Source organism: Chryseobacterium gwangjuense (genome assembly GCF_021311115.1).
GTDB classification, from domain to species: Bacteria; Bacteroidota; Bacteroidia; order Flavobacteriales; family Weeksellaceae; genus Chryseobacterium; species Chryseobacterium gwangjuense.
The window spans coordinates 342,826-367,859 of sequence record NZ_JAJTNP010000003.1; the positions used below are offsets into that span (position 1 = coordinate 342,826).

27 protein-coding genes and 4 tRNA genes are annotated in these 25,034 nt (G+C 35.1%); 25 read left to right on the forward strand and 6 right to left on the reverse strand.

Annotated elements, in window-relative coordinates; all coding sequences use genetic code 11:
- Nucleotides 1–21: 21 nt before the first annotated feature.
- The 21 genes from LV842_RS08150 to LV842_RS08250 all read left to right on the forward strand — a co-directional run bounded on the left by LV842_RS08150 (nt 22) and on the right by LV842_RS08250 (nt 15,821).
- The gene (locus tag LV842_RS08150) at nt 22–513 is read left to right on the forward strand and encodes a hypothetical protein (protein WP_233110951.1); all 492 of its coding nucleotides are present in this window, start codon (nt 22–24) and stop codon (nt 511–513) included.
- A gap of 24 nt (nt 514–537) precedes the next feature.
- On the forward strand, nt 538–1,227 hold the full coding sequence (locus tag LV842_RS08155; protein WP_233110952.1) for an OmpA family protein: 690 nt from the start codon (nt 538–540) through the stop codon (nt 1,225–1,227).
- A 111-nt stretch (nt 1,228–1,338) separates the two neighbouring features.
- Nucleotides 1,339–2,226 (forward strand): decaprenyl-phosphate phosphoribosyltransferase, encoded by an 888-nt coding sequence (locus LV842_RS08160; protein WP_233110953.1) that lies wholly within the window; start codon nt 1,339–1,341, stop codon nt 2,224–2,226.
- A 76-nt stretch (nt 2,227–2,302) separates the two neighbouring features.
- Entirely contained in the window at nt 2,303–3,628 is a 1,326-nt protein-coding gene (locus tag LV842_RS08165) for an FAD-binding oxidoreductase (RefSeq protein WP_233110954.1), read from the forward strand.
- Entirely contained in the window at nt 3,625–4,350 is a 726-nt protein-coding gene (locus tag LV842_RS08170) for an SDR family NAD(P)-dependent oxidoreductase (RefSeq protein ID WP_233110955.1), read from the forward strand. The genes LV842_RS08165 and LV842_RS08170 overlap by 4 nt, the downstream gene beginning before the upstream one ends.
- A 6-nt stretch (nt 4,351–4,356) precedes the next feature.
- Nucleotides 4,357–4,944, forward strand: coding sequence for an HAD family hydrolase (locus LV842_RS08175; RefSeq protein WP_233110956.1), 588 nt, complete (start codon nt 4,357–4,359; stop codon nt 4,942–4,944).
- A gap of 23 nt (nt 4,945–4,967) precedes the next feature.
- Nucleotides 4,968–5,435, forward strand: a complete 468-nt coding sequence (locus LV842_RS08180) for a hypothetical protein (RefSeq protein WP_233110957.1) — start codon at nt 4,968–4,970, stop codon at nt 5,433–5,435.
- Between the two features lie 2 nt (nt 5,436–5,437).
- Nucleotides 5,438–6,613 (forward strand): cysteine desulfurase family protein, encoded by a 1,176-nt coding sequence (locus LV842_RS08185; RefSeq protein ID WP_233110958.1) that lies wholly within the window; start codon nt 5,438–5,440, stop codon nt 6,611–6,613.
- An 85-nt stretch (nt 6,614–6,698) separates the two neighbouring features.
- Entirely contained in the window at nt 6,699–7,016 is a 318-nt protein-coding gene (gene trxA / locus LV842_RS08190) for a thioredoxin (RefSeq protein WP_233110959.1), read from the forward strand.
- 126 nt (nt 7,017–7,142) lie between these two features.
- Nucleotides 7,143–7,216, forward strand: a tRNA-Asp gene (locus tag LV842_RS08195).
- Between the two features lie 32 nt (nt 7,217–7,248).
- A tRNA-Asp gene (locus tag LV842_RS08200) sits at nt 7,249–7,322 on the forward strand.
- Between the two features lie 32 nt (nt 7,323–7,354).
- Nucleotides 7,355–7,428, forward strand: a tRNA-Asp gene (locus LV842_RS08205).
- 32 nt (nt 7,429–7,460) lie between these two features.
- A tRNA-Asp gene (locus LV842_RS08210) sits at nt 7,461–7,534 on the forward strand.
- 257 nt (nt 7,535–7,791) lie between these two features.
- Complete coding sequence (locus LV842_RS08215; protein ID WP_233110960.1) at nt 7,792–8,415, forward strand: TetR/AcrR family transcriptional regulator; 624 nt, start codon at nt 7,792–7,794, stop codon at nt 8,413–8,415.
- A gap of 42 nt (nt 8,416–8,457) precedes the next feature.
- On the forward strand, nt 8,458–9,756 hold the full coding sequence (locus tag LV842_RS08220; RefSeq protein WP_233110961.1) for a TolC family protein: 1,299 nt from the start codon (nt 8,458–8,460) through the stop codon (nt 9,754–9,756).
- A gap of 12 nt (nt 9,757–9,768) precedes the next feature.
- Entirely contained in the window at nt 9,769–10,704 is a 936-nt protein-coding gene (locus LV842_RS08225) for an HlyD family secretion protein (protein WP_233110962.1), read from the forward strand.
- A gap of 6 nt (nt 10,705–10,710) precedes the next feature.
- Complete coding sequence (locus LV842_RS08230; RefSeq protein WP_233110963.1) at nt 10,711–11,637, forward strand: ABC transporter ATP-binding protein; 927 nt, start codon at nt 10,711–10,713, stop codon at nt 11,635–11,637.
- Nucleotides 11,638–12,378 carry an ABC transporter ATP-binding protein gene (locus LV842_RS08235; protein ID WP_233110964.1) on the forward strand — a complete coding sequence of 247 codons (741 nt, stop codon included), beginning with the start codon at nt 11,638–11,640 and terminating at the stop codon, nt 12,376–12,378.
- A gap of 1 nt (nt 12,379) precedes the next feature.
- Nucleotides 12,380–13,486: an ABC transporter permease gene (locus tag LV842_RS08240; RefSeq protein WP_233111062.1), complete on the forward strand. Its 1,107-nt coding sequence runs from the start codon at nt 12,380–12,382 to the stop codon at nt 13,484–13,486.
- Entirely contained in the window at nt 13,483–14,604 is a 1,122-nt protein-coding gene (locus LV842_RS08245; protein ID WP_233110965.1) for an ABC transporter permease, read from the forward strand. The genes LV842_RS08240 and LV842_RS08245 overlap by 4 nt, the downstream gene beginning before the upstream one ends.
- Nucleotides 14,605–14,780: 176 nt before the next feature.
- On the forward strand, nt 14,781–15,821 hold the full coding sequence (locus LV842_RS08250; protein WP_233110966.1) for a L,D-transpeptidase: 1,041 nt from the start codon (nt 14,781–14,783) through the stop codon (nt 15,819–15,821).
- Here LV842_RS08250 and LV842_RS08255 read toward each other — a convergent pair whose 3' ends face one another.
- From LV842_RS08255 to LV842_RS08265, 3 genes are all read right to left on the reverse strand, one after another.
- On the reverse strand, nt 15,822–16,346 hold the full coding sequence (locus LV842_RS08255) for a hypothetical protein (RefSeq protein ID WP_233110967.1): 525 nt from the start codon (nt 16,344–16,346) through the stop codon (nt 15,822–15,824).
- Between the two features lies 1 nt (nt 16,347).
- Nucleotides 16,348–17,673, reverse strand: coding sequence for a PDZ domain-containing protein (locus LV842_RS08260; RefSeq protein WP_233110968.1), 1,326 nt, complete (start codon nt 17,671–17,673; stop codon nt 16,348–16,350).
- A gap of 110 nt (nt 17,674–17,783) precedes the next feature.
- Entirely contained in the window at nt 17,784–18,422 is a 639-nt protein-coding gene (locus LV842_RS08265) for an alpha/beta hydrolase (protein ID WP_233110969.1), read from the reverse strand.
- A 228-nt stretch (nt 18,423–18,650) separates the two neighbouring features.
- Between LV842_RS08265 and LV842_RS08270 the strand changes: the two genes are divergently transcribed.
- Nucleotides 18,651–19,097: a hypothetical protein gene (locus LV842_RS08270; RefSeq protein ID WP_233110970.1), complete on the forward strand. Its 447-nt coding sequence runs from the start codon at nt 18,651–18,653 to the stop codon at nt 19,095–19,097.
- Between the two features lie 145 nt (nt 19,098–19,242).
- Here the strand turns inward: LV842_RS08270 and tyrS are convergent, their stop codons facing one another.
- Nucleotides 19,243–20,538 (reverse strand): tyrosine--tRNA ligase, encoded by a 1,296-nt coding sequence (gene tyrS, locus LV842_RS08275; RefSeq protein WP_233110971.1) that lies wholly within the window; start codon nt 20,536–20,538, stop codon nt 19,243–19,245.
- Between the two features lie 186 nt (nt 20,539–20,724).
- On the opposite strand from tyrS, the gene LV842_RS08280 reads away from it, so the two are divergent.
- Together LV842_RS08280 and lipA are read left to right on the forward strand one after the other, a co-directional pair.
- Complete coding sequence (locus LV842_RS08280) at nt 20,725–21,285, forward strand: RNA polymerase sigma factor (RefSeq protein WP_233110972.1); 561 nt, start codon at nt 20,725–20,727, stop codon at nt 21,283–21,285.
- A gap of 127 nt (nt 21,286–21,412) precedes the next feature.
- On the forward strand, nt 21,413–22,279 hold the full coding sequence (gene lipA, locus LV842_RS08285) for a lipoyl synthase (RefSeq protein WP_047437713.1): 867 nt from the start codon (nt 21,413–21,415) through the stop codon (nt 22,277–22,279).
- A 93-nt stretch (nt 22,280–22,372) separates the two neighbouring features.
- Here the strand turns inward: lipA and LV842_RS08290 are convergent, their stop codons facing one another.
- Entirely contained in the window at nt 22,373–23,227 is an 855-nt protein-coding gene (locus LV842_RS08290) for an AraC family transcriptional regulator (protein ID WP_233110973.1), read from the reverse strand.
- 161 nt (nt 23,228–23,388) lie between these two features.
- On the opposite strand from LV842_RS08290, the gene LV842_RS08295 reads away from it, so the two are divergent.
- Nucleotides 23,389–24,591 carry an MFS transporter gene (locus LV842_RS08295; protein ID WP_233110974.1) on the forward strand — a complete coding sequence of 401 codons (1,203 nt, stop codon included), beginning with the start codon at nt 23,389–23,391 and terminating at the stop codon, nt 24,589–24,591.
- 43 nt (nt 24,592–24,634) lie between these two features.
- On the opposite strand, the gene LV842_RS08300 is transcribed toward LV842_RS08295, so the two are convergent.
- On the reverse strand, nt 24,635–25,015 hold the full coding sequence (locus LV842_RS08300) for a SpoIIAA family protein (RefSeq protein ID WP_233110975.1): 381 nt from the start codon (nt 25,013–25,015) through the stop codon (nt 24,635–24,637).
- Between the last annotated feature and the right edge of the window lie 19 nt (nt 25,016–25,034).

Sequence of the window (25,034 nt, forward strand, 5' to 3'; positions counted from 1 at the left end):
AATAAAATAATAAACAACAAAATGAAAAAGTTACTACTTGCAGGGATGTTGGGAACATCACTTTTTGCAGTGTCTTGTTCCTCAGTAAACAACGCTAAAACATCACAAAACCAAAGATCAGAATTCCTTAAAATGAAAGGTGACTGGCAAATCGTAAGCATTGATTATGATAAGCAGTTCAAAATTAAGCCTTTCGATGAAGGAGCAGACGCACAATGCTTCGTAGGAAGTCATTGGAGATTAATTCCAAACAATTGGACAGGTGCTTATACTTTAAATGGAGGCGGATCTTGCCCGGCAATTACACAGCCTATTAAAATTGATGTGAAAAGCGGCAATACTTTTGAGTTTAAGAAAATCGCTGAGGGAACAAAAGCAAAGCAAAATACAGCAGGATATACTTTAACGTTAATTAACCAAACCACAGATCAATTCTCATTAGAGCAAAACATTCCTTTTGACGGAGAAAATGTAAGAGTTGTATACAACTTTCAGAGAACGGGAATGAAGTAATAGTTTAACTTAAATATAAAAAAAATGAAATTTACAAAAACATATATCGGAGCCCTTTTCTTATCATCAGCTTTATTATTGACAAGTTGCGAAGCTGTACAGAATTCTAACCACCAGCAAAGAGGTACAGCAGTAGGTGCTGCATCTGGAGCAATTATTGGAGGTATTTTAGGAAACAATGTAGGAAAAGGTAAAAACGCTGCATTAGGAGCTGTCTTAGGAGGAGTAATCGGAGGTGTTGCCGGTAACGTAATCGGTAGTAAAATGGACAAACAGGCTAGAGAAATTAAAGAAACTTTGCCTGGAGCTCAAGTAGAAAGAGTAGGAGATGGTATCAAAATTACTTTGAACGAAAGTATTGTAAACTTTGATTTTGACTCTTCAAACTTAAAAGCAGCATCCATTACGAATTTGGATAAACTAGCTCAGGTTTTGATTAACAATCCTGATACAAATATTAATATTTATGGTCACACAGACAGTAAAGGTGCTGATGACTATAACATGAAGCTTTCTGAAAGAAGAGCTAACGCTGTAAAATCATATTTATCTGGTAAAGGTATAGCTTCCAGCAGACTATTTGCTTTAGGTGAAGGAGAAAGTAAGCCGGTTGCATCTAACGATACCGAAGAGGGTAGAGCTAAAAACCGTAGAGTGGAATTTGCAATCACTGCAAATGAAAAAATGATTAACGATGCTCAACAAGGGCAATAGTTAAAAAATTAAGACATAAATATTGTTTTAAAGAAACCGCTTCTGCGGTTTTTTTGTATTTTTATACCAATCAATTCTGAAATTTTTATTTTTGTAACTGAAACAGCATAAATGAAGAAATATTTGAAGCTACTTCGAGTAGAGCAATGGGTGAAAAACCTGTTTGTATTTGTTCCCCTCTTTTTTTCGGGTAATATCACAAATCTAGATTTACTTACTAAAAGTATTTTTGCGTTTATCATTTTTTCTTTGGTTGCCAGTTCAGTGTACATTTTAAACGATTATAATGATATTGAAGCTGATAAAAAGCATCCTGAAAAGAGAAGACGCCCATTAGCAAGCGGTGCAATTTCTAAGACAAAAGCATTAGGGATTTTGGCGGGTTTGCTTATTACGAGTATAGTACTGGTTTTTGCAGCTCAATTTTATTTTCATCAGTTTCTATGGAAGTTTGCGATAATTATTGCTGTTTACTTCGTAATGAATCTGGCCTATACCTTTAAACTGAAACATGTTCCTATTGTAGATATTTGTATTATCGCCATTGGTTTTGTCCTGAGGGTTTTGGCAGGAGGATATATCACCGGAATCAGTATTTCTCAATGGGCCATATTGCTGACGTTTGTTTTAGCATTGGTATTGGCAATCGGTAAAAGAAGAGGTGAACTTATTAATGCACAGGTTTCCGGGAAAACCAGAAGAGCTTTGGATGGCTACAATGTTCAGTTTGCAGATATTGCACTGTCAATTTCTGTGGCGTTGGCTATTGTTTGCTATCTCATGTTTACATTATCCCCGGAAATTCAGGTAAGATTACATTCTGCAGTGTTTTACACGGTAATATTCGTAGTATTTGCTTTCTTAAGATATTTACAGCAGACTTTGGTATACAACAGAACAGAATCGCCTACGAAAATTGTTTACAGAGACAGATATATACAGATAACTTTGATATTGTGGGTGGCAGCATTTTTAATTTTAATTTATTTTAAAAAATGAGATGGCTATCATTACAATCACAGACTGTGATAAAAATGGCAATTGCATCTGACCTTAAAAAAATAAACAATTACAGATGAAACCGAATTTCGTACAAAAAGTTACAAACTGGGGGAATTTTCCCATAGTGGAAAAAGAGATGAAATCTGAAGATAGTTTTAAGAAAATCAAGGATTTTATACTTACCCATAATGAAGTAATCGCGAGAGGAAACGGAAGATGTTATGGAGATGCATCCTTAGGAGAAAACATTTTCTCAACCAAAAAACTCAATAAATTTATCAGTTTTGATCGTTTAAATGGAATCATTGAATGTGAATCCGGAGTTTTACTTTCCGAAGTATTGGAAATTTCGGTTCCACAGGGATATTTTTTGTATGTAACTCCCGGAACGAAGTTCGTTTCTGTAGGAGGGGCAATTGCCTCTGATGTTCATGGAAAAAACCATCATGCAGAAGGTTGTTTCTCAGAATATGTGATTGAGTTCAAATTAATGATCGAAAATGGGGAAATCATTATGTGCTCAAGAGAAGAGAATTCAGAAAAATTTTGGGCTACGATAGGAGGAATGGGACTTACGGGAATTATTCTTTCTGCAAAATTTAAACTTAAAAATATCGAATCGGCTTATATTCGTCAGGAAAGCATTAAAGCGGAAAATTTGGATGAAATCTTCAAATTATTTGAAGAAAGTGAAAACTGGACGTATAATGTAGCATGGATAGATTGCCTTCAGACAGGGAAAAATATAGGTAAAAGTATCTTAATGAGAGGGGAACATGCATTTCAGCATGAACTTCCTCAAAATTTAAAAGAAAAACCTTTGCGATTAAAGAAAAAATTTGAACCAACGGTTCCTTTTTATTTTCCGGGCTTTATTTTAAATAAATTGACCGTAAAGATTTTTAATCTGCTGTATTTTAAAAAACAATCGAAAAAAGAAGTTAAAAGTATTGTTGATTACGAAACTTTCTTCTATCCTTTGGATGTGGTGAATGACTGGAACAAAATCTATGGTAAATCAGGTTTTGTCCAGTATCAGATGGTGATTCCTAAAGAAAAAGGGAAAGAAGGGATGAAAAAAATTCTGGAAATCATTGCAGGAAGCGGAAATGGTTCTTTTCTGGCTGTTTTGAAACTTTTTGGAAAAAATAACCCGGAAGCTTATAACTCTTTTCCGATGGAAGGATATACGTTGGCGCTGGATTTCAGAGTGAATTCAAAATTGAAAGCGTTGATTGGGCAATTAGATAATATTGTTCAGGAATATGGAGGAAGAATTTACCTTACCAAAGACAGTATGAGTAAATCATCACTCACCAACTATCTCAAAAATATTCAGAACTCAAAATTTGTGTCTTTGCAGCATAAAAGAATCATCAATAATAATCAAGGCTCATGATCGTTTTAGGAAGTACGTCTGAAGTTGCACAGGCATTTGTAGAAAAAGCATTGCAGGAAGGTGAAAAGTTTGAAAAAATCTATCTTTTTACTTCAAACAGAGAGACAACGGAGAGGTTTGCCAGACATTTAGATGTTAAATTTCTGCAACAGTCTGAAGTCATAGAATTGGATCTGACGAAAGAAATAGATTATAATGCATTTGAGAATATCAATTCAACGCTGTTATTTTGTGCGGTAGGATATTTAGGTGAAGGAACAGAAGAAGGATTGTATGATAATAAAAATACACAACAGATAATTGAAATCAATTACTCAAAGCTAATACCTGTGATTAATTATTTTGCTCACAAATTTGAAAACAGAAGATCAGGAACGATTATAGGTCTTTCGTCTGTAGCCGGAGATCGCGGAAGACAGAGCAATTTTATTTACGGAAGTGCAAAAGCGGCTTTTACAGCTTATCTGAGTGGACTGAGGAATTATCTGTTTGATAAAAAAGTACATGTCATGACCATAAAGCCTGGTTTTATGGCTACTAAAATGACAGAAGGACTGCCTTTGAATCCGAAGCTGACGGCTAGTCCGAAGCAAGCGGCTGACTGTATTTATAAAGCATTTAAAAAACAAAAAAATACGGCATACGTTTTACCGGTTTGGGGCGTTATTATGATGATCATCAGGAATATTCCTGAATTTATATTTAAAAAATTAAAGCTTTAGTTAAATATGAAAAAATTGTACTGTTTTGATTTTGACGGAACACTTACGTATAAAGATACTATGTTTATGTATCTTAAATTCTACAATCCTACAAAATACCACATACAGTTTTTAAGACACGTTCCTCTTTTTATTCTGTTAAAATTAAAACTTGCTCAGACCGAAAAAGTGAAGAAAAGCTTTATAGGATCCATCTTAAAAGGGCAATCACAGGAAAAAATCGAGAAAAAATCTCAACAGTTTTTCGAACATAATTATCCCAAGATTGTAAGAGAAAATGCATTGGATTTTATTCATAATATTGATAGAAGCAATACGCAAAGTCTATTGGTGACTGCTTCACTAGATATTTGGACAAAACCTTTTGCAAATGCATTTCAAATGCAGCTGGTTTCTACGCGTGCAGAGTTTAAAAATGGAGTTTTTACAGGAAATTTCATTGGTAAAAACTGCAACGGAAAAGAGAAACTGGAAAGGATAAAAGAAGAAATAAATAATAAAAAATATGATAAAATAATAGCTTTCGGAGATACCTCAGGTGATAAGCCAATGCTGAAATGGGCAAATGAAGGACATTACCAATTTTTTCACTAATTTTGGGAGGTAAAAATGTAAAAATGAAAAGGCTGCTTATTTTGGGACTGGTTGCAATTATCGGTTGTACCAGTACATCATCCCAAAAGTCATCAAATATGCAAACAAAAACAGAAATTCTTGCTTCCGAATCACAAGGCGGAACAGGGGCTTCAGGTTTCAGCATTATTAAAGATGAACAGGAATTTCAAAAAGCATTAAAAGGGAATTCAACGGGTTTAGTAGAAGCTGGTCAAGATTCTGCGGCACAAACTCCAACGTTTCCAAAAGATAAAAAAGTAGTTTTGTATAATCTGGGAACTTTCAGATCCGGAGATCACAGAATTACTGAAATTAAAAATATCACAGTAAAAGAAAATGTTTTACAGATAGAAATTCCTTATGTAGAACATGGCGGGATGGAAATACAGATGATCTCTAATCCTTACGTGATTTTTACAGTTCCTTCCCATTATAAATTTAATTCTATAGAAATAAAATCTTCTAAATAAAAATGAACAAAGTATATCTTGATAACGCTGCAACTACGCCTCTTTCAGAAGAAGTGATCGATGCAATGGTAGCTACCATGAAAATGAATTTTGGAAACCCTTCTTCTACACACAGTTTTGGACAGGAAGCGAAAATTCTTATCGAAAACGTAAGAAGACAAGTTGCTGATTATCTTCATGTAACTCCTGCGGAAATTATTTTTACTTCTTGCGGAACAGAGTCTAACAACATGATTATTAAATCTAGTGTTGAACATCTTGGTGTAGAAAGAATCATCAGTTCTCCTTTGGAGCACAAATGTGTTTCTGAGAGTGTTCTGGATATGAAAAACAGAAAAGGAGTTGAAGTAAACTATATCCGTCCGAACGAAAAAGGAGATATTGATCTTAATAAATTAGAAGAACTTTTAAAAGCTTCAGATAAAAAGACGCTGGTAACCTTGATGCATGCCAATAATGAGATTGGAAACCTGATGGACATTAAAAAAGTAGCAGAAATGTGCAAAGCTCACAATGCTCTTTTCCATTCAGATACGGTACAGACAATGGCTCATATGAATTTGGATTTCTCTGATATTCAGGTTGATTTTGCATCTTGCAGTGCTCACAAATTCCATGGTCCGAAAGGAGTTGGTTTTGCTTTTGTAAGAAAGTCAAGCGGTTTGAAAGGAATCATTACAGGAGGTCCTCAGGAAAGAAGCTTGAGAGCAGGAACTGAAAATGTTGCGGGAATTGTAGGTTTAGGAAAAGCATTAGAGCTATCTCTTGAAAATATGGAGGCTTACACCAACCACATGCAGGATGTTAAAAGTTATGCTGAAGAAAGATTAACAGCCGAAATTCCGGGTATTAAATTCAACGGAAGAAGTGCAGAGAAGGAAAACAGTCTTTATACCGTTTTAAGTGCTTTATTACCTTATAAAAACCCTTTAATCGGACTTCAGTTAGATATGAAAGGAATTGCTGTTTCTCAGGGAAGCGCATGTTCTTCAGGAGCTTCAAAACCTTCAATGGTGATGATGATGGTATTGTCTGAAGATGAAATGGATCATTGTACACCGCTTCGTATCTCTTTCAGCCATCTGACGACTAAAGAAGAAATTGATGCTTTGGTAACAGCGTTGAAGGAAATTTCAAAAGATTTCGTTATAGAAAATACAAATATTGAGCATAGATAGGTCTATTACTCAAAAAGTGTAATTTTGACTATTCAATTGAAGAAAATTAAAAAAGAATAATATTAATTAAAATAAAAGAAACAAAATGGCTTTAGAAATTACAGATAGCTCATTTCAGGACACGGTTTTAAACTCAGATAAGCCGGTATTAGTAGACTTTTGGGCAGTATGGTGTGGACCATGCAGAACGTTGGGACCAATCATCGAAGAAGTTGCAACAGATTTTGAAGGTAAAGCAGTAGTAGGAAAAGTAGATGTAGACAACAACCAGGAAATTTCTATGCAATACGGGATCAGAAATATCCCTACTGTTTTAATTTTTAAAAATGGTGAAGTAGTTGACAAATTGGTTGGAGTAACGCCAAAAGAAGTAATCGCTGAAAAATTAAGCGCACACTTATAAAAAAATAACTTTGATAATGAATGCCTTCCATTTTTGGGAGGCTTTTTTTGAAAAATAATTTGCAGGTAAGGAAAAAAGTCGTAGTTTTGCAATCACAAAAAAGAAACGAAGTTCTTTAGAAAACATGATCCGGTAGTTCAGCTGGTTAGAATGCCGCCCTGTCACGGCGGAGGTCGCGGGTTCGAGTCCCGTCCGGATCGCAAAAGTTTTATTTCAATTTCTTTAAAAAATTGATCCGGTAGTTCAGCTGGTTAGAATGCCGCCCTGTCACGGCGGAGGTCGCGGGTTCGAGTCCCGTCCGGATCGCAGAAGTTTTCTCAATTTCTTTTAAAAAAATTGATCCGGTAGTTCAGCTGGTTAGAATGCCGCCCTGTCACGGCGGAGGTCGCGGGTTCGAGTCCCGTCCGGATCGCAGAAGTTTTTTCAATTTCTTTTAAAAAAATTGATCCGGTAGTTCAGCTGGTTAGAATGCCGCCCTGTCACGGCGGAGGTCGCGGGTTCGAGTCCCGTCCGGATCGCAAGAATGTAAAAGCTATAAACATTGTTTATAGCTTTTTTGTTTTTTAACCATTTGAGTTAAAGACAAACATTTCTTCTATTCTTTATTTAGATAAATTTTAAGATTCCAACAATTTTATTGAGTGAATAAACGATGTATTTTTTTTAGAAAGTACAATAAAAAAATATCAAAATTAAAATTTAATCAAATGATTAAAAATTTTGTTTAATTTGAAAATTACTTTTTATATTTGTAATGAAAAAGGTTAGGATAGGAATGAAAGAGTCAAAAAAAATAGATGTAAGTACAGAAGAAAAAATCAAAGAAGCAGCTCGTACTGTTTTTTATAAAAAGGGATTTGCGGCTACGCGTACAAGAGATATTGCAGAGGAAGCAGATATTAACCTAGCCCTGCTTAATTATTATTTCAGAAGTAAAGCAAAATTATTCGAAATGATCATGATGGAAACCTTATCAGGTTTCATTAAAAATATGGTTGTCGTTCTGAATGATGAGAAAACAACTTTAGAACGAAAAGTTGAAGAAATTGCGTCAAGATATATCGATCTGATTACTAAAGAGCCGGAAATTCCGACGTTTATCGTAACGGAAATTCGCAATAACCCCAATGTGTTGCTGGAGAAACTACCGATTAAACAGGTTTTGGCTAATTCTGTGTTTTTTAAACAACATAAAACGGCGGTGGATAATGGTGAAATTTCGGAGCCCAACCCTTTACACTTTCTAATGAATATGATGGGGCTTGTGATCTTTCCATTCATTGCAAAACCTTTGCTGATGGGAGGAAGAGGAATTGATAATTCTGAATTTAATGCATTGATGGCTGAGCGGAAAAAACTGATCCCGATATGGATTAAATCTATGATGAAAGGAAAATGATTTTTTTTGGCTGTGAATTAATCAAATGATTAAAACAAAAAGATGAATAACATGATTTATTTTAAAATTAAAGAAAAAAGAATCTGGAGTGTACTTTTGATGGTGTGTTTTAATTTGATAACAGCGCAATCCGGAAGTTTATCATTGGAGGAATGTTATCATCTTGCGAAAGAAAATTATCCGATGATAAAGAAGATGGATATTATTGATAAAACAGCTGATTTTACGGTGGAGAATGCCAATAAAAGATACTTTCCACAGGTTTCGTTCTCAGGTCAGGCTACCTATCAGTCACAGACAATCAATTTTTCTAACGCTTTAGGTTCACTACCGATTAATATGGCATTACCATCATTAAGTAAAGACCAGTATAAAATTCAAGGAGAAGTCGATCAGCTGCTTTATGACGGAGGAAAAATACGCAATCAAAAAGATCTGATAAAAGCTAATGCAGAATTACAAACGCAGAATCTTGAAACCAATCTTTATGCAATAAGACAGAGAATCAACATGATTTTCTTTTCTATTCTTCTCATGGATTCGCAACTTAAGCAAAATGAAATCAATAAAGCTAATCTTCAAACACAGGTACAGAAAACAGAAGCAGCTTTAAAATACGGAGTGGCTTATCGGAGCAATCTGGATGAACTGAAAGCGGAAATCATCAATATCGATATGATGAGCACTGAATACAAAACAAATCGGGATACTTATCTTAAGATGCTTTCTGTTTTTATCGGGAAAAACGTTTCGTCTTCAGAAGAACTACAGCTTCCTGATAGCGAAGTTTTTCAAACCGAAATGAAAAGACCTGAAATAAAAAGTTTTGAGCTTCAGAAATCAATTTATGATCTTCAGGAAAGTCAGTTGAAATCTGATCTTTTACCAAAAGTAAGTGCTTTTGTTCAGGGAGCTTACGGAAGACCAACGCTTAATATTATCGAAAATAAATTTGGACCTTGGTTTATTGCGGGAGTAAGATTCAACTGGTCATTGGAAAGTCTGTATACTTCTTCGAATCAGAAGGAAATTTTAAAATTGAACAGGGAGGCTGTAAATGCAGATAAAGAAACATTTTTACTGAATACCAAACTGGATCTCACTCAGCAGGATGAGCAGATCAAAAAATATAATGAATTGATTCGACAGGATGAAAAGGCGATCGCTTTGCGTGAATCTGTGAGAAAATCTGCTGAAGCCCAATTAAGTAATGGAGTGATTACAACTCATGAATATATTCAAAAGACAAATGCCGAAAATCTTGCCAGACAGACTCTGATTCTTCATCAGATCCAACTATTACAGGCAAAATACAATCAGAAATTTATAACCGGAAACTAATTATTATTGACAATGAAAAAGCTTATTATATTTTTTACTGCTGTTTTATTCTTGAATTCCTGTGAGAAAAAAGATGATTTTGATGCTTCCGGGAATTTTGAAGCCGATGAGGTGATTGTTTCTGCTCAGCAAAATGGAGAACTGATTGCTTACTCCGTTCAGGAAGGAGCGTATTTTAAAAAAGGAGATCAAGTAGGACAGATCGATGTGAAAACGGCAGTGCTGCAAAAAGAGCAGGCTGAAGCCAATATCCAGGCGTTGCATCAGAAAACAAGCACATCGGATGCTCAGGATGAATTGGTGAAAAAACAACTGGCTGTACAGGAATCTCAATTGGAACATCAGCTTCATGAGCGAACACGCACTGCAAATTTGGTAAAAGCAGATGCTGCAACCCGTAAGCAGCTTGATGATATTGATGCAGGAATCGATCAGTTAAGAAAACAGATCGTGGCAACCCGACAGCAACTTTCGGTAAATAATTCGAATACTGATACGCAAAATCGCAGTATCTTAAGTGGAACGGCTCCGTTGGAGAAAACGGTTGCCCAGTTTCAGGAGCAGATCAATAAAGGACAGATCATTAATCCGATCAATGGAACCGTGCTTGTCAACTATGCTCTTCAGGGCGAAATGCAGGTAGTAGGAAAACCATTATATAAAATTGCCAATACTGATACGCTTGATCTGAGAGCTTATATTACAGGAGCTCAATTGCCTCAGATTAAATTGAATCAGAAGGTCAAAGTAAGAATCGATCAGGGTGAAAAAAAGTATAAGGAATATACCGGAACGATAACATGGATTTCAAGTAAATCCGAGTTTTCTCCAAAAACCATTCAGACCAAAGATGAAAGAGCGAATCTTGTTTACGCGATTAAAATTAGAGTGAAAAATGACGGATACCTTAAAATAGGAATGTATGGGGAAGCAATCTGGTCAAAATAAAAAGGGATGAGTTCTGTCGTTGTAAAAAATATAAGCAAAGCGTACGGTGAGGTAAAAGCCGTTGACGATGTTTCTTTTGAAGTGTCAAAAGGAGAATTGTTTGGACTGATCGGTCCGGATGGAGCTGGTAAAACATCAATTTTCCGTATTCTCACGACTTTATTGCTAGCAGACAGCGGAACTGCAACGGTTGAAGGACATGACGTAGTAAAAGACTATCGGGTCATCCGAAACAAAGTGGGTTATATGCCCGGAAAATTTTCTCTTTATCAGGATCTGACGGTGTCTGAAAACCTGAATTTCTTTGCAACACTTTTCGGAACAACGATCGAGGAAAATTATGATCTGATCAAAGATATTTATGAGCAGATAAAACCTTTTAGTAACCGGAGAGCAGGAAAGCTTTCGGGAGGAATGAAACAAAAACTGGCATTGTGCTGTGCATTGATTCATAAACCTGAAGTTTTATTTCTTGACGAACCTACAACCGGAGTAGATGTGGTTTCCAGGAAGGAATTCTGGGATATGCTGGCAAAACTTAAAGAGCAAAATATTAGCATTGTGGTATCGACACCTTATATGGATGAAGCGAAATTATGCGACCGTATTGCTCTGATTCAAAACGGAAAAATAATGTCGGTAGATGAACCTGAAAATATTGTCAGGAATTTTCCTAAAACTCTTTTTGCAGTGAAGGCTAAAAATATCTATAAATTATTAGAGGATTTAAGATCTGACAACAATATAGAAAGCTGCTATGCATTCGGAGAATATATTCATGTGACATTAATTGCGGAAAATGACAATGAACAGACGGTAAAAGATTTAGCAGAAAAATATAATCCGGAAGATTTTGAGGTGAAAAAAATCACCCCGACCATAGAAGATAGTTTTATAAGATTGATGCAGGAACAGCAAGTAAAAACCGAGTAGATGGATAAAGCAATCATTTGTAAAGAACTTACGAAGCAGTTTGGCGACTTTAGAGCGGTTGACCGCATCACGTTTGATGTTGATCAGGGAGAGATATTTGGATTTCTTGGTGCTAATGGTGCCGGAAAAACAACCGCGATGCGTATTCTTTGCGGGTTGTCTTTTCCTACATCAGGTTCAGCTACCGTTGCAGGTTTTGATGTGTATAAACAACAAGAACAGATCAAAAGGAATATCGGATATATGAGCCAGAAGTTTTCATTATATGATAATCTTACTATTCTTGAGAATATTGAATTTTATGGCGGAGTATATGGGGTTTCACGTTCCGACATAAAAAAAAGAAGTGCCGAATTAATCACCACGCTCGGTTTAGAAAAAGAAGCTAAAAAATTGGTGGGAGCTTTACCACTCGGCTGGAAACAGAAACTTGCTTTTTCCGTGGCTATTTTTCATCGCCCTAAGATTGTTTTTCTGGATGAACCTACTGGTGGAGTAGATCCTATAACGAGACGCCAGTTTTGGGATATGATTTATCAGGCAGCTGCGGACGGAATTACCGTTTTCGTCACCACGCATTATATGGATGAAGCAGAATATTGTAACCGGATCACCGTAATGGTAGATGGTAGGGTAGAAGCACTGGATACTCCGGCTAATCTGAAAAAACAGTTCAACACACATTCCATGGATGATGTTTTCTATCAGCTTGCAAGGAATGCCAAACGATCAGGAGATTGATATGAAACAATTATTAGTATTTATCCGGAAAGAATTTTATCACGTATTCAGAGACCGCAGAACGCTTCTGATCCTTTTCGGTTTGCCGGTGGTGCAGATCGTTCTTTTTGGTTTTGCTTTGAGCAGTGAGGTGAAAAACATTGGCGTTGCCATTTTGGATAATGCCCATGATGTACAGTCGGAGCAGATCATTGCTAAAATACAGTCAAGTTCTTATTTTAAAGTAAAAGAACCTGTTTTGAATTATCCCGAGATTGAAAAAAGATTTAAAGACGGAAGCATAAAATGTGCAGTTATATTTTCTGCCAATTTCGGAAAAGATCTTTACCGAAAAGACGGTGCGAAGATACAGATTATTGCAGATGCTTCAGATCCGAATACGGCGACCATTCTTACCAATTATCTTACAACGATTATCAATAATTATCAACAACAGTTAAATCCAACAACCAAACCTTCTTATCAGATCATTCCTGAATTGAGACAACTGTATAATGAAGATCAAAACGGGTCCTTGAATTTTATTCCCGGTGTAATCGCTCTGATCTTTATGATTGTAAGTACAGCACTTACATCAGTAGCGGTTGTCAAAGAAAAAGAGCTGGGAACGATGGAAATTTTATTGGTATCACCCTTTAAACCTATCATGGTTTTAATTGCCAAAGCAATCCCTTATCTGGTTCTTTCTTTGATTAATTTTATCATCATCCTTTTACTCTCTGTGTATTTATTAGACGTTGAAATAAAAGGAAGTTTGATTTTACTTTTTGCGGAAAGTATTCTGTTTATTATTACTTGTCTTGCATTAGGACTGTTGATTTCAAATCTTACCAATTCGCAGCAAACCGCAATGTTGATCTCGATGATGGGAATGATGTTGCCGACATTATTGTTGACGGGATTTATGTTCCCGATAGAAAATATGCCGATGCTGTTTCAGATCATATCGCACATATTGCCATCAAGGTACTATTATGCTATTGTAAAAGCGGTAATGTTGAAAGGACTAGGATTCAGCTATATCTGGAAAGAAACGTTGATTTTAGTAGGAATGTGTATTGTTTTATTGACATTAGCTTTGAAGAATTTTAAAATCAGACTGTCGTGAAAGTATTAAGATTCATTTTACAGAAAGAATTTCGTCAGATTTTCAGAGACAAAACGATACTGGCGATGATGTTTGCGATGCCGATTATTCAGCTGATCATCATGCCTTTGGCGGCTAATTTTGAAGTGAAAAATGTCAATATAGCTTATGTTGATCATGATCACAGCAGTTATTCTCAAAAGCTGATTCATAAAATTGCTTCATCGGGATACTTTAAAATTGCCGGAACTCCGGATTCTTATCAAAAAGGATTAAAAATGATTGAGGAAAGTGAGGCTGATCTTGTACTGGAAATTCCTGCCGGTTTTGAACGGAACCTTGTTCGGGAAGGAAGTCAGAAAGTGAATCTTTCGGTAGATGCAATTAACGGAACCAAATCATCGTTAGGTGGAGCTTATCTGATGTCTGTGATTGCAGACTTTAATAATGATCTGGATGTTACGATGAAAACATTTACAGCCTCAACCAGTTCAAAAGCGAATATACAGGTGGTAAGTTCCAATTGGTACAATCCCAGAGCAGAATATAAATATTATATGGTTCCGGGGATTTTGGTATTGCTGCTCACGTTGATCGGAGGTTTTATCACAGCATTGAATATTGTAAGGGAAAAGGAAATTGGTACCATTGAGCAGATCAATGTGACGCCTATCAAAAAATGGCAATTTATCTTAGGAAAATTGATTCCTTTCTGGATTGTCGGGATGATTGTTTTTACACTGGGATTGACCGTAATGTATGTGGTGTACGGAATTTTTCCTCAGGGAAGTTTGTTTGTCCTTTATCTTTTTGCTGCGGTTTACCTTGTTGCGTTGTTGGGTTTAGGACTTTTGATCTCTACTTTTGCGGATACACAATTACAGGCGATGTTCATTGCATTTTTCTTTATGATGATTTTTATGCTGATGAGCGGTTTTTTCACCAGTACAGACAGTATGCCGGATTGGGCGAGAACGATGTCTGCATTTACTCCTGTAACGCATTTTATAAACGTTGTAAGGCTTATTGTATTAAAAGGTAGCGGATTATCAGAAGTGAAGAATGAATTGTTTTATTTAATTGCTTTTGCCGTTGTACTTAATTCTTTGGCAATTTATAATTACCGAAAAACCAGTTGAAATCATCTTCTGATTATTTTAATTTTGTTTTTAAAGATGCTTTTTAAAATTTTATTGATCATTTTTATTGGGGATTGTAATTTGGCTTTCAATTCAATAAGTATTTTTCTTATTTTTATAATTCATTAGGTCTGATATTTGTATTGAGTAGCCCAACTAAATGACGAATTTTATTTATGAAAAAACACACAACCTTGAAAAAAACATTTTTATACACCTTATTCTTTGCATTGCTTCTGGTTTCATGTAAAAAAGAAATTGAAAAAGTAAGTGATGTTATTCAGAATACTACCGATTCTATAACGGAAGAAACTCCGGTCGCGGAACAGGATTCCGTGAAAAAAGAACCTGTAGTTCAAAAAGAATCTATGCCTCCTGCAATGCAGGAAGATGGTTTCTATAATGCTTTTATTTTCCCAAAAGATAAAAAACTAAAAGACTCTTTATTTTCTATTTTTAATAAAAAATACACGGAAAAAGAACGTTATGCAATCTATGCTTTAAATAGGCTGGATTCGAAGAATAAATGGAATGCGGATACTTTAGTCGTTCCTGCCAAAATAGACACTACATTAATGGAATATTCGCCGTTTCCTATGCAATTGGATGTATTGAGTCCGGTAAAAAAGTTTGTGGTTTTTTCGTATCCTATTCAGGCTTATGGGGTATATTCGAATGGAAGCTTGGTGAAATGGGGACCAACAAGTATGGGAAAAAAAGCGGCGCAGACAAAGAGAGGGCTTACGTTTGCCAATTGGAAAAAGAAATTGGCAATTTCCACAGTTGACAGTGAATGGAAGTTACCTTATAATTTCAATATTTTTAATACAGACGGAATCGGGTGGCATCAATATGATCTTCCGGGTTATCCGGCTTCGCATTCATGCTTGAGATTATTATTAAAAGATGCACAATGGTTATATTCTTATGCGGATACCTGGGTTTTAAATCCTGGTGGTGCAACAACGAAAGCAAGGGGCACAGCGGTATTGGTATACGGAGATTATAAGTGGGGTGGAAGAAAGCCATGGAAAAAACTATTGAATGATCCTAATGCCAATAATGTTTCAGTTGAAGAGATGACAAAAATGATCGAGCCGAATGTCGAGAAAATATTGAAAGAACAAGATAACAGACAAGTTGTAGTAGATTCTATTAAAGCTGCAAAAGCTGTATTGGAGCAGATGCCGGTAAATCCTAAGACAGAAGCTCCTTAATTAATCTTTCTTTTCAAATTGTAGAGTAGATTCTTCTGCAAATCTTCTGAGCTTTTGCATTTCTTCTTTGCCTTTGTGTTGACCAAATCTTGCCGCAGCATAAGTAAGCCCGAGACAAAGTAACATCACAAAAGAAGCATTAAGAGCCCACGGAAATTCATGACTGTTAATCTGGTTTTCTACATAATGCATGGTGAAAAAAGTCATCCAAAGAATCGAAAAAGAAAAATATAAAAACATAAAGAAGGTCCAAACTGCAGAACTGGGTCCGAAAATACCTCGTATTGCAGTTTCTTCGTCTTCAATTTCTATTCTTAAAGATAGTCTGGGTTTCCAGTAATTATCGTATTTTGTTTCTACCCAAATGGTAGCTACTTCTTGATTAATGTTTCCTGAAAATTCATTTTTGTGATCTGTGAGGTATTTTTTGAGACTCTGAGCATATTCTTCTTTACTGAGATGGGTAAACATTTTAAACCTTGGTCTGCTTCTTATTTTGTCTAAAGTGGTTTCTTCGGTATTCATATTATTCTTGATAGGGGATTGGATCTTCTAAGTTGAAACTTAAGGTCATTTCCTGATTTTTTCTTTTAATTTGCATGTTAATCGTTTTTCCTTCCTCAGACTTCATCATTTCCATTATTTTTTCCATCGTCATATCTACGGTTTTTTTTCCGTTGATGCTGATCAGTTTATCATCTTTTTTTAGTCCTGCTTTGTATGCAGGAGAATCTTTTCTTACCCCTGCAATGGCAAAAATAGGCTTTAAGGCAAAGTTATATTGCACCGTGTTGTTGATGACCTGAACTCCTCCGGCTGGAACATCTTTATTGGTTGCTGGAAGATTTACCAGATCTTTTGACCATTCCAAGCCATCTTGCCGGAAATCAAGCCCACTCATATTAAAATGAAACGGATCGTTAAAATTTCCGTTTTTTCTTAGATAAAGTTTTTTATTAGCATAATCGAATGCTACGGTAAAACGTCTTAAAATGTCACCTCCAATAGAACCTTTTCTGTTTTCAACCAAACTTACATATTGAATTGAATATTCGTCAGGCATTGCAGTAAGTGGTTTTTCAAATTTAAAATTGCCTAAGTAGAAATTGTGAATCCTACTTCTTTTGCCATAAATGTCTCCATTAAATCCTCTTCCCAAAAAATCATCAATATTAGGTCGGTTATAAACGAAATTTTTAATTAAAGTGGGAAATAACCAAATAGCATCACTATTCCCAAGATCTATTAATAATTTAGAATTTTTCCTTTCATTGGTCATTTCTACATCTGCAACAATGTAGGGTTTGCTTTTTTCAATACTAATGTCAAGCGCATCGTATTTTTTTATTTTTTTCTTAAATAAGCTTTCATCATTATAAATGGTAATTTTCTTTGATGAATAATCGATTAGAACAGGATGGTTCTTAAAAAAGTGATATCCCATAATTCCATTTACAGGAATCCCGACGTGAGAGGAGATATTAAAATCCTGATCGGTGATGATGAAAAGCGTAGAAGTATAATTTACATAGTCTTTCCCGATTCTGGCAATATTATTATCTGACCGGAAGCCATCGATACTTGCATTACCTCCCAATCCTGAAAATTTTATTTTTTCGAGACTGGCTAATTTTAATTCTTTGTTTTCAAGACTGAAAATTGACGTTTCTGCAACTCCGGTATCCAAAAGGAAGGTTAAATCAGCACCATTTACATTCACCGGAATAAAAATCAGATTATTAATTAATTTAAAAGGAACCACTGTTTTTTTTGTATCCTGTAATTCAAATGAATTCTGGGCATTTAGAAAAATGCTGAGGGTGATTAGTAATATCGAATACCAAAATTTCATCTAATGAATTTAGTGATTTTTTCATTAGCTTAAATAAAAAACATTCTCAAATGTTGAGAATGTTTGTGAATTGTTCATGATGAACAGAATATTTTTGAGATTTATTTAATTTATTTTGAGAAAAACTCCATTAAATCCATATAGTTTTTTTGATTTACTCCATGTCCGCTCATATATTCCCTGAACGTGAAATAGCAGCTCAGATCATAAAGAAGATCGGCAGCTTTTCTTCCCCATTCTAACGGAATCACAGCATCGTCGGTTCCGTGGGAAACAAAAAAGCGTAGTTTTTCCAGTTTCTTCTTATCTTTTACGATGTCTCCTAATATTTTTTCTTCAGGATAGCTGCTTAAGCAAGCTACGTAATTGAATATTTCAGGATACCTTAGAGCTAAAGAGTAACATAAAATTCCTCCTTGGCTGAAACCACAAAGATGAGTTTTGCCGTCAACAAGTCCATAATGATTTACAATTTTTAAAATATTTTCCAAAACCGATTGTAAGGATTCTTCTGCCTGTGGAACGTCGATAAAATTTTCCGGGTTATTAAAGTCAATATCATACCATGAAAATCCTTCAAACTGAGTAGTTTTAGGTGCTCTGAAACTCACGATAATCCATTCTTTTGGAAGTGTTTCTCTAAAGCTGAAAAGATCTTGTTCATTACTTCCGTATCCGTGTAGCATAAAAAGGATTGGGGTACTGGAAGTTATATTTTCGGGTTCTCTTACGATGTAATCTAAATTCATGGGAACAAAGATAAATAATTAATCAAATGGATTGAATTGGAAATCATCATTATATAAGTAAATTAAATTTTTGAGGATTGTTCTTATGGTAGAGATATCATATTATCTTAATAGGTGACTTTTAATGATTTGATATTTTTTAGAAATCTTTGTTGGAAAATTTTCATAAAAGTTATTTTTATATTGATAAAAAGCCTATATTTGAAACATAAAAATTTATTTGGAGAAATGAAGCAATTTTACAAATCAAAAAATTTACTTAGACTTTCTTATTTATTTGCTGTACTATTTTCAGTAATTGTAGTGGTTAATTCTTGTAAAAAAGACGACGATGATGAATATGTAGATCATGTTGTTCAGTTTGAAGCAAAAATAGTACCTGGTGGAACGACTCCTCCAACACCTCCTATTAAGATTTTTAAAACAATTGTTACTCAGGTAGGAACTAACCAACAGACTCAATTTGATACTGAAGGGCTGGTTTGGACAAGCGGAGAGTTTTTCGTAAACTCTAGCCAATCACAATTAAACTTAGCAGCTAATGCGGATCTTCCTAATGCTGATTCTAAGCTAACAGTAACGATCTGGATCGATGGAGAGATTGCAGAAACAGCTACTGTAACAGGAAATGGAATTAAGAGTGCTTCTGTTGCACATAGTTTCCTTGAATTATAAAAACAAGAACGTTTACATATAATAAAACCACCAACTTTGGTGGTTTTTTGTTTATTGGTTTAATGATAATTTTTGATTAACCAAAAAAAAGATTGCGGCGAGATAAAATCTCGCCGCAATCTTTATAATATTGATTTATTAAGGATTAAACTACCTTTACAATAAAGTAGCTTTTTTTACCTTTTTGAAGTAATAAGAATTTTCCATCAATTAAATCACTTTCATTGGCGGTATAAACTTCATTTATCTTTTGTTTATTTACAGAAATTGAATTTCCTTTCAATTCTCTTGTTGCCTCGCTTTTGGATTTAAGGAAACCTGATTTTTCAGAAAGAAGATCTACAATATTCACTCCTAAAACATCACTTTTTGCTACTTCTTTTTGAGGAACTCCGTCAAAAATTTCAAGGAAAAGTTCTTCATCAAGACTTACCAAATCTTCAGCAGTAGAACGTCCGAAAAGAATTTCAGAAGCTTTTAAGGCCTTTTCATATTCTTCTTTTCCGTGAACCCAGACAGTTACTTCTTCAGCAAGTTTCTTCTGAAGCTTTCTTTCATGTGGAGCCGTTTTGTGTTCTTCAATCAATGCTTCAATTTCTTCTTTTCCTAGGAAAGTATAGAATTTAATAAATCTTTCAGCGTCAGTATCCGTTGCATTCAGCCAAAACTGGTAGAATTTATAAGGAGAAGTTTTCTTTTTATCCAGCCAGTAGTTTTCTCCGCTTTCAGACTTTCCGAATTTAGAACCATCAGCTTTAGTAATCAATGGAACAGTCAATGCGAATGCTTCACCCTGAGCTTTTCTACGGATTAGTTCTGTACCGGTTGTGATATTTCCCCACTGGTCAGAACCTCCCATTTGAAGCTTTACATTATTGTTTTGGTATAAATGTAAAAAGTCATATCCCTGAATCAATTGGTAAGTAAATTCCGTAAAACTCATCCCATCTGCGCCCGATTCTCCTGAAAATCTCTTTTTCACAGAATCTTTCGCCATCATATAATTTACGGTAATATTTTTCCCTACGTTTTTCGCAAAATCAAGGAAAGAAATATTTTTCATCCAGTCATAATTGTTAACCAATTCTGCTTTGTTAGGCTCATTTCCGGAAAAATCCAAAAACCTTGAAAGTTGGTTTTTCAAACAATCTACATAGTGAAGAAGGGTAGCTTCATCCAAAAGATTTCTCTCTGCAGACTTTCCTGAAGGGTCACCAATCATTCCTGTAGCACCCCCTACCAAAGCAATCGGCTTATGACCGTGCTGCTGAAAGTGAGCCAGAATTTTTATCTGAATAAGACTTCCGATATGCAAAGAATCAGCTGTTGGATCAAATCCAATATACGCAGTAGTTACCTCTTTATTCAGTTGCTCATCGGTTCCGGGCATCATATCGGCAAAAAGACCACGCCATTTTAGTTCTTCTATAAAGGAATTCATTGATTTGTTTCTTTAAAATTTTTACCCTGCAAAGATAATAAATTCAAGGGAATATGGCGAAGATGGGAAGGAGCTGTGAATGAAGTTTTCAATTTTATAAAATTTTTATTTTATGGTTTCCATGTTCTGCTCTTTTTAGGATAGGGTTTATTGCATTTTGTCTAAAATCAGTTATATTTGTTAATAATGAACGACGAACAATTATTCCTGCTTATTGGCAAAGCAAAGGAGAAAGACCAGAAAGCTCAGACAAAGCTCATCAACATCTTTTGGGTTGATGTTTTTTCTTTTGTGATGAAAAAAGTTCATGATGAAAATGATGCAGATGAAATTACGGTGAATGTTTTCTCAAAAGTCTTATCAAAGCTTGATATGTACGATCCGCATTTTCAGTTTAAAACCTGGATGCTCACCATTGCTCAAAATACCATTATCGATTTTTGGAGAAAAAAGACCAGAGAAAATCAGGATCCTACGGAAAATCTGGATGAAGTAAAGAATCAGTATGCAAAATCTCCGGAAGAATTAATGATTTCCGATGAAGAGCAAAAGAAAATCATTAAAACCATTGAGTCTTTAGATGCTAATTATCAAGACATCATCCGACTAAGATTCTTTGAAGAAAAAAGCATTAAAGAAATTGCTGAAGAATTGGGAATTTCCGTTGCCAATACAAAAGTTCGTGTCATGCGTGCGAAAAAAGTCTTAGCTGAGTTGTTGAAAAACAATGAGTTTGAAGATAATTAATCTTAATCTACCTCTCTTTTATTGGTAAAATCTGATAAGAGGAAATAAATTATAATTTCCATCAATCCTAGTCTTTGATTGTTTCGATAAAAAAATCCTTAACTTTGAACCTCAATTTGAGAAATAAATGGAGAATTTAGTTCAAGATACTACCGTTCAGAAACCAAAATGGATTCGTGTAAAACTTCCTACCGGAAAGAATTACAGAGAATTGAGAACTTTGGTTGATAAATATAAATTAAATACAATTTGCCAGAGTGGAAGCTGCCCGAACATGGGAGAATGTTGGGGAGAAGGAACTGCTACTTTCATGATTCTTGGAAACATCTGTACAAGAAGCTGCGGATTTTGTGGGGTAAAAACAGGAAAACCAATGGATGTAAATTGGGATGAACCTGAAAAAGTAGCACGTTCAATCAAATTAATGAAAATCAAGCATGCGGTTTTAACTTCGGTTGACCGTGATGATTTGAAAGATATGGGTTCAATTCTATGGGGTGAAACTGTAAATGCCGTAAGAAGAATTTCTCCGGGAACCACAATGGAAACATTGATTCCGGATTTCCAAGGGATTACAAAACATCTTGACAGATTGGTAGAAGTGGCTCCTGAAGTAATCTCTCACAATATGGAAACTGTAAAACGTTTGACAAGAGAAGTGAGAATTCAGGCAAAATATGAAAGAAGCCTTGAAGTCCTAAGATATTTAAAAGAAGCAGGGCAAAGAAGAACAAAAACAGGGGTAATGCTTGGTTTGGGTGAAACAAGAGATGAAGTTTTCCAGACGATTGAAGACATCAGAAATGCAAATGTAGATGTAATTACTTTGGGTCAATATTTGCAGCCGACAAAAAAACATCTTCCTGTAAAGAAATTCATTACTCCTGAAGAATTTGATGAATTCGGAGATTTTGCAAGAAGCTTAGGTTTCAGACATGTTGAAAGTTCGCCTTTAGTGAGAAGTTCTTATCACGCTGAAAAACATATTCATTAAAATATAATCGCTCCTTTCCGGAGCGATTTTTTTATTGGTATTACGAAGAATGGGAAAATAAAGCAATCTCAAAAAACTTTACTGCTTGAGCAGCTAGCCTGCCATTTTCGTCAAATGCTTTTTCTTAAATTCGGTTGGTGTTTCACCAGTGTATTTTTTGAACAATTTATTAAAATAGGAAAGGCTTTCAAAACCCACATGAAAGCAAACATCTGTGACACATTCATTTTGTAAAAGAAATAGTTTTGCTTGATTGATTCTGTAATTATTCACAAAATCGGTAAAGGTCATATTGGTTTGTTTTTTAAAATACCTGCAAAAAGCGGGAGTACTTAAATTCACATTTTCTGCAATGATATTGACATTCGGATCTTGATTATAATTCTCATGAATATAATCGTAAATAGTACCCATTCGAATTTTATCATTTAAAAACCACTTGATTCGGGTGTCTTCGTTGTTTAATTCTTTCACTTCAGTAGAGCCAGCGAGAATGTGTAGAATCTCAATCAGTCCCATTAGAGATTCAAAAGGGTTTTTATCCTGGATAAAATGAAGTTTTTCAACGACCCTTCTTTTAGTTTCTCCGGAAAATGATAAGCCAAGATAAGAACGGTCCAATAATTTCTTAATCGCATCAAACTCGGGAACAGGAAAAACAATATTCTGGAGAAAATCTTCTCTCATCTGAAGAACCAACTGTTTACATTCGGTCTGGATTTTATAATCAAAATTAAGATGTGGAATATTTGAGCCAATTAATAAAAGATCGCTTCCCTCAAAATCTGAAATATTTTTACCCACATGACGAATTCCGTTGCAGGCTTCTACATATACAAGTTCTATTTCAGGATGATAATGCCAGAAAAAACAGTTCTTTAACGAGGGTGAAAACAACTTGAAAGATTTTCCTTCTTCAAATTCAATAATTTCCTTCTGAATTTTCATTATGTTCTCTTTTGATTGATAATTAATTCAAATTTAATTAAAAAGGTTAATATAGAGCAAATATAAGTTAGTCCAGTTAAAGTTTAAGAGATTATTTCTATCGAAATTTGCATTTCCAAATGATGATAGTTATTATTTAATATTCAAGCAATAAAAATAAAATGGGGATTGATAAAAGAATTTTGCCACTTGCAATAGGTGGTTTAGGGATTGGGACTACAGAATTTACTGTGATGGGATTGCTTCCCGATATTGCAAGAACATTACAGATCACGATACCTGAAACAGGACATTTAATTTCTGCTTATGCTTTGGGAGTGGTAATTGGAGCACCCATTTTGATCGGATATTCCGTTAAATTTCCACCTAAAAAGGTATTGATTGCATTGATGATGATTTTTACATTATTTAATGCTTTATCGGCTGTAGCACCTGATTATACAACAATGTTGATCATCAGATTTTTGTCAGGACTTCCACACGGAGCATTTTTCGGAGTAGGAACTGTGGTGGCTGCAAGAATGGCAGGAAAAGGGAAGGAAGCGTTTTATATTTCTTTAATGTTTACCGGACTTACAGTCGCGAATTTGGCAATGGTTCCTTTGGTAACGTATATTGGACATACTTTTCACTGGCGATGGTATTTTGCGATCGTTGCGGTAATCGGATTGTTTGCCTTATTATTTCTAAAACTATGGCTTCCTGTATTAGAAACGAATCAGGATACACATTTTATGGAAGAATTAAAATTCCTTAAAAGAAAACAAGCCTGGTTGGTGTTGATGATTACAGCGATCGGATTTGGAGGACTTTTCACCTGGTTCAGCTATATTACACCGTTGATGACACTCGTTTCCGGCATACAAGAAAGTCAGATGGCTTATGTTATGATTCTTGCAGGTGGCGGAATGGTGGTCGGAAACTTGGTTGGCGGATATTTATCAGACAAATTAAGTCCTGAAAAAACTTGTGCGTTATTGCTTTTCTTAATGATGATTTCTTTGGCTGGAGTATTTTTTCTTTCGGAATATAAAACGATCTCATTGGCTTTAACTTTCATTTGTGGAGCGTTGTCAATGTCTGTTGCAGCACCTATTAATATCATGATGATGAAGGCAGCGCCAAAAAGTGAAATGATGGCGGCAGCGTTCATGCAGGCGGCTTTTAATTGTGCTAATGCAATGGGAGCTTTCCTAGGCGGACTTCCTTTAGAAAACGGATACTCATTCAATTATCCGTCGTTGGTAGGAGTCGGGATGACTTTGATCGGTCTTGTGATTGCTTTACGATATAAGTATTTATACGGATCACAAACTCTTCATGAAGAAAAAATTGCCGTAGAATGCGTTTCAAGCGATAAATAAAAAAATAGAAGCAATTTTGCTTCTATTTTTTTTTGAAATAAATTTATACTTCTACTTCATTACCGTTTTTGCACCAGTATAAAGCATTGTAGAGGTTTTCTTTCGGAAAAGATTTGAATTCTCCAGGCATCAGAACACTGAAAATATCCGTAAAATTCTGGATTCCTTTTTCGTCTGTTACAATAGCAGCTCTGTTCCAATTGGCTAAGTTTTTTAATCCTAAAAGTGCATCCTCAAACCAGGCTCCTACAGTAAAATTGTCAATATCTGTATCCAGATAAAGCAAATAATTGAGTTCATGAAAGTGATCTACTTTTTCTTTTACTATAGGAAATACAAGGTTTTCAAAATCTTCTTTCGTTACCTCTCCGCTTGCATTGAAAGCTGCAACATTCTCCGGAGCCTCTGGAATAATCGTTATCATATTTTAAATTTTTGGTGGT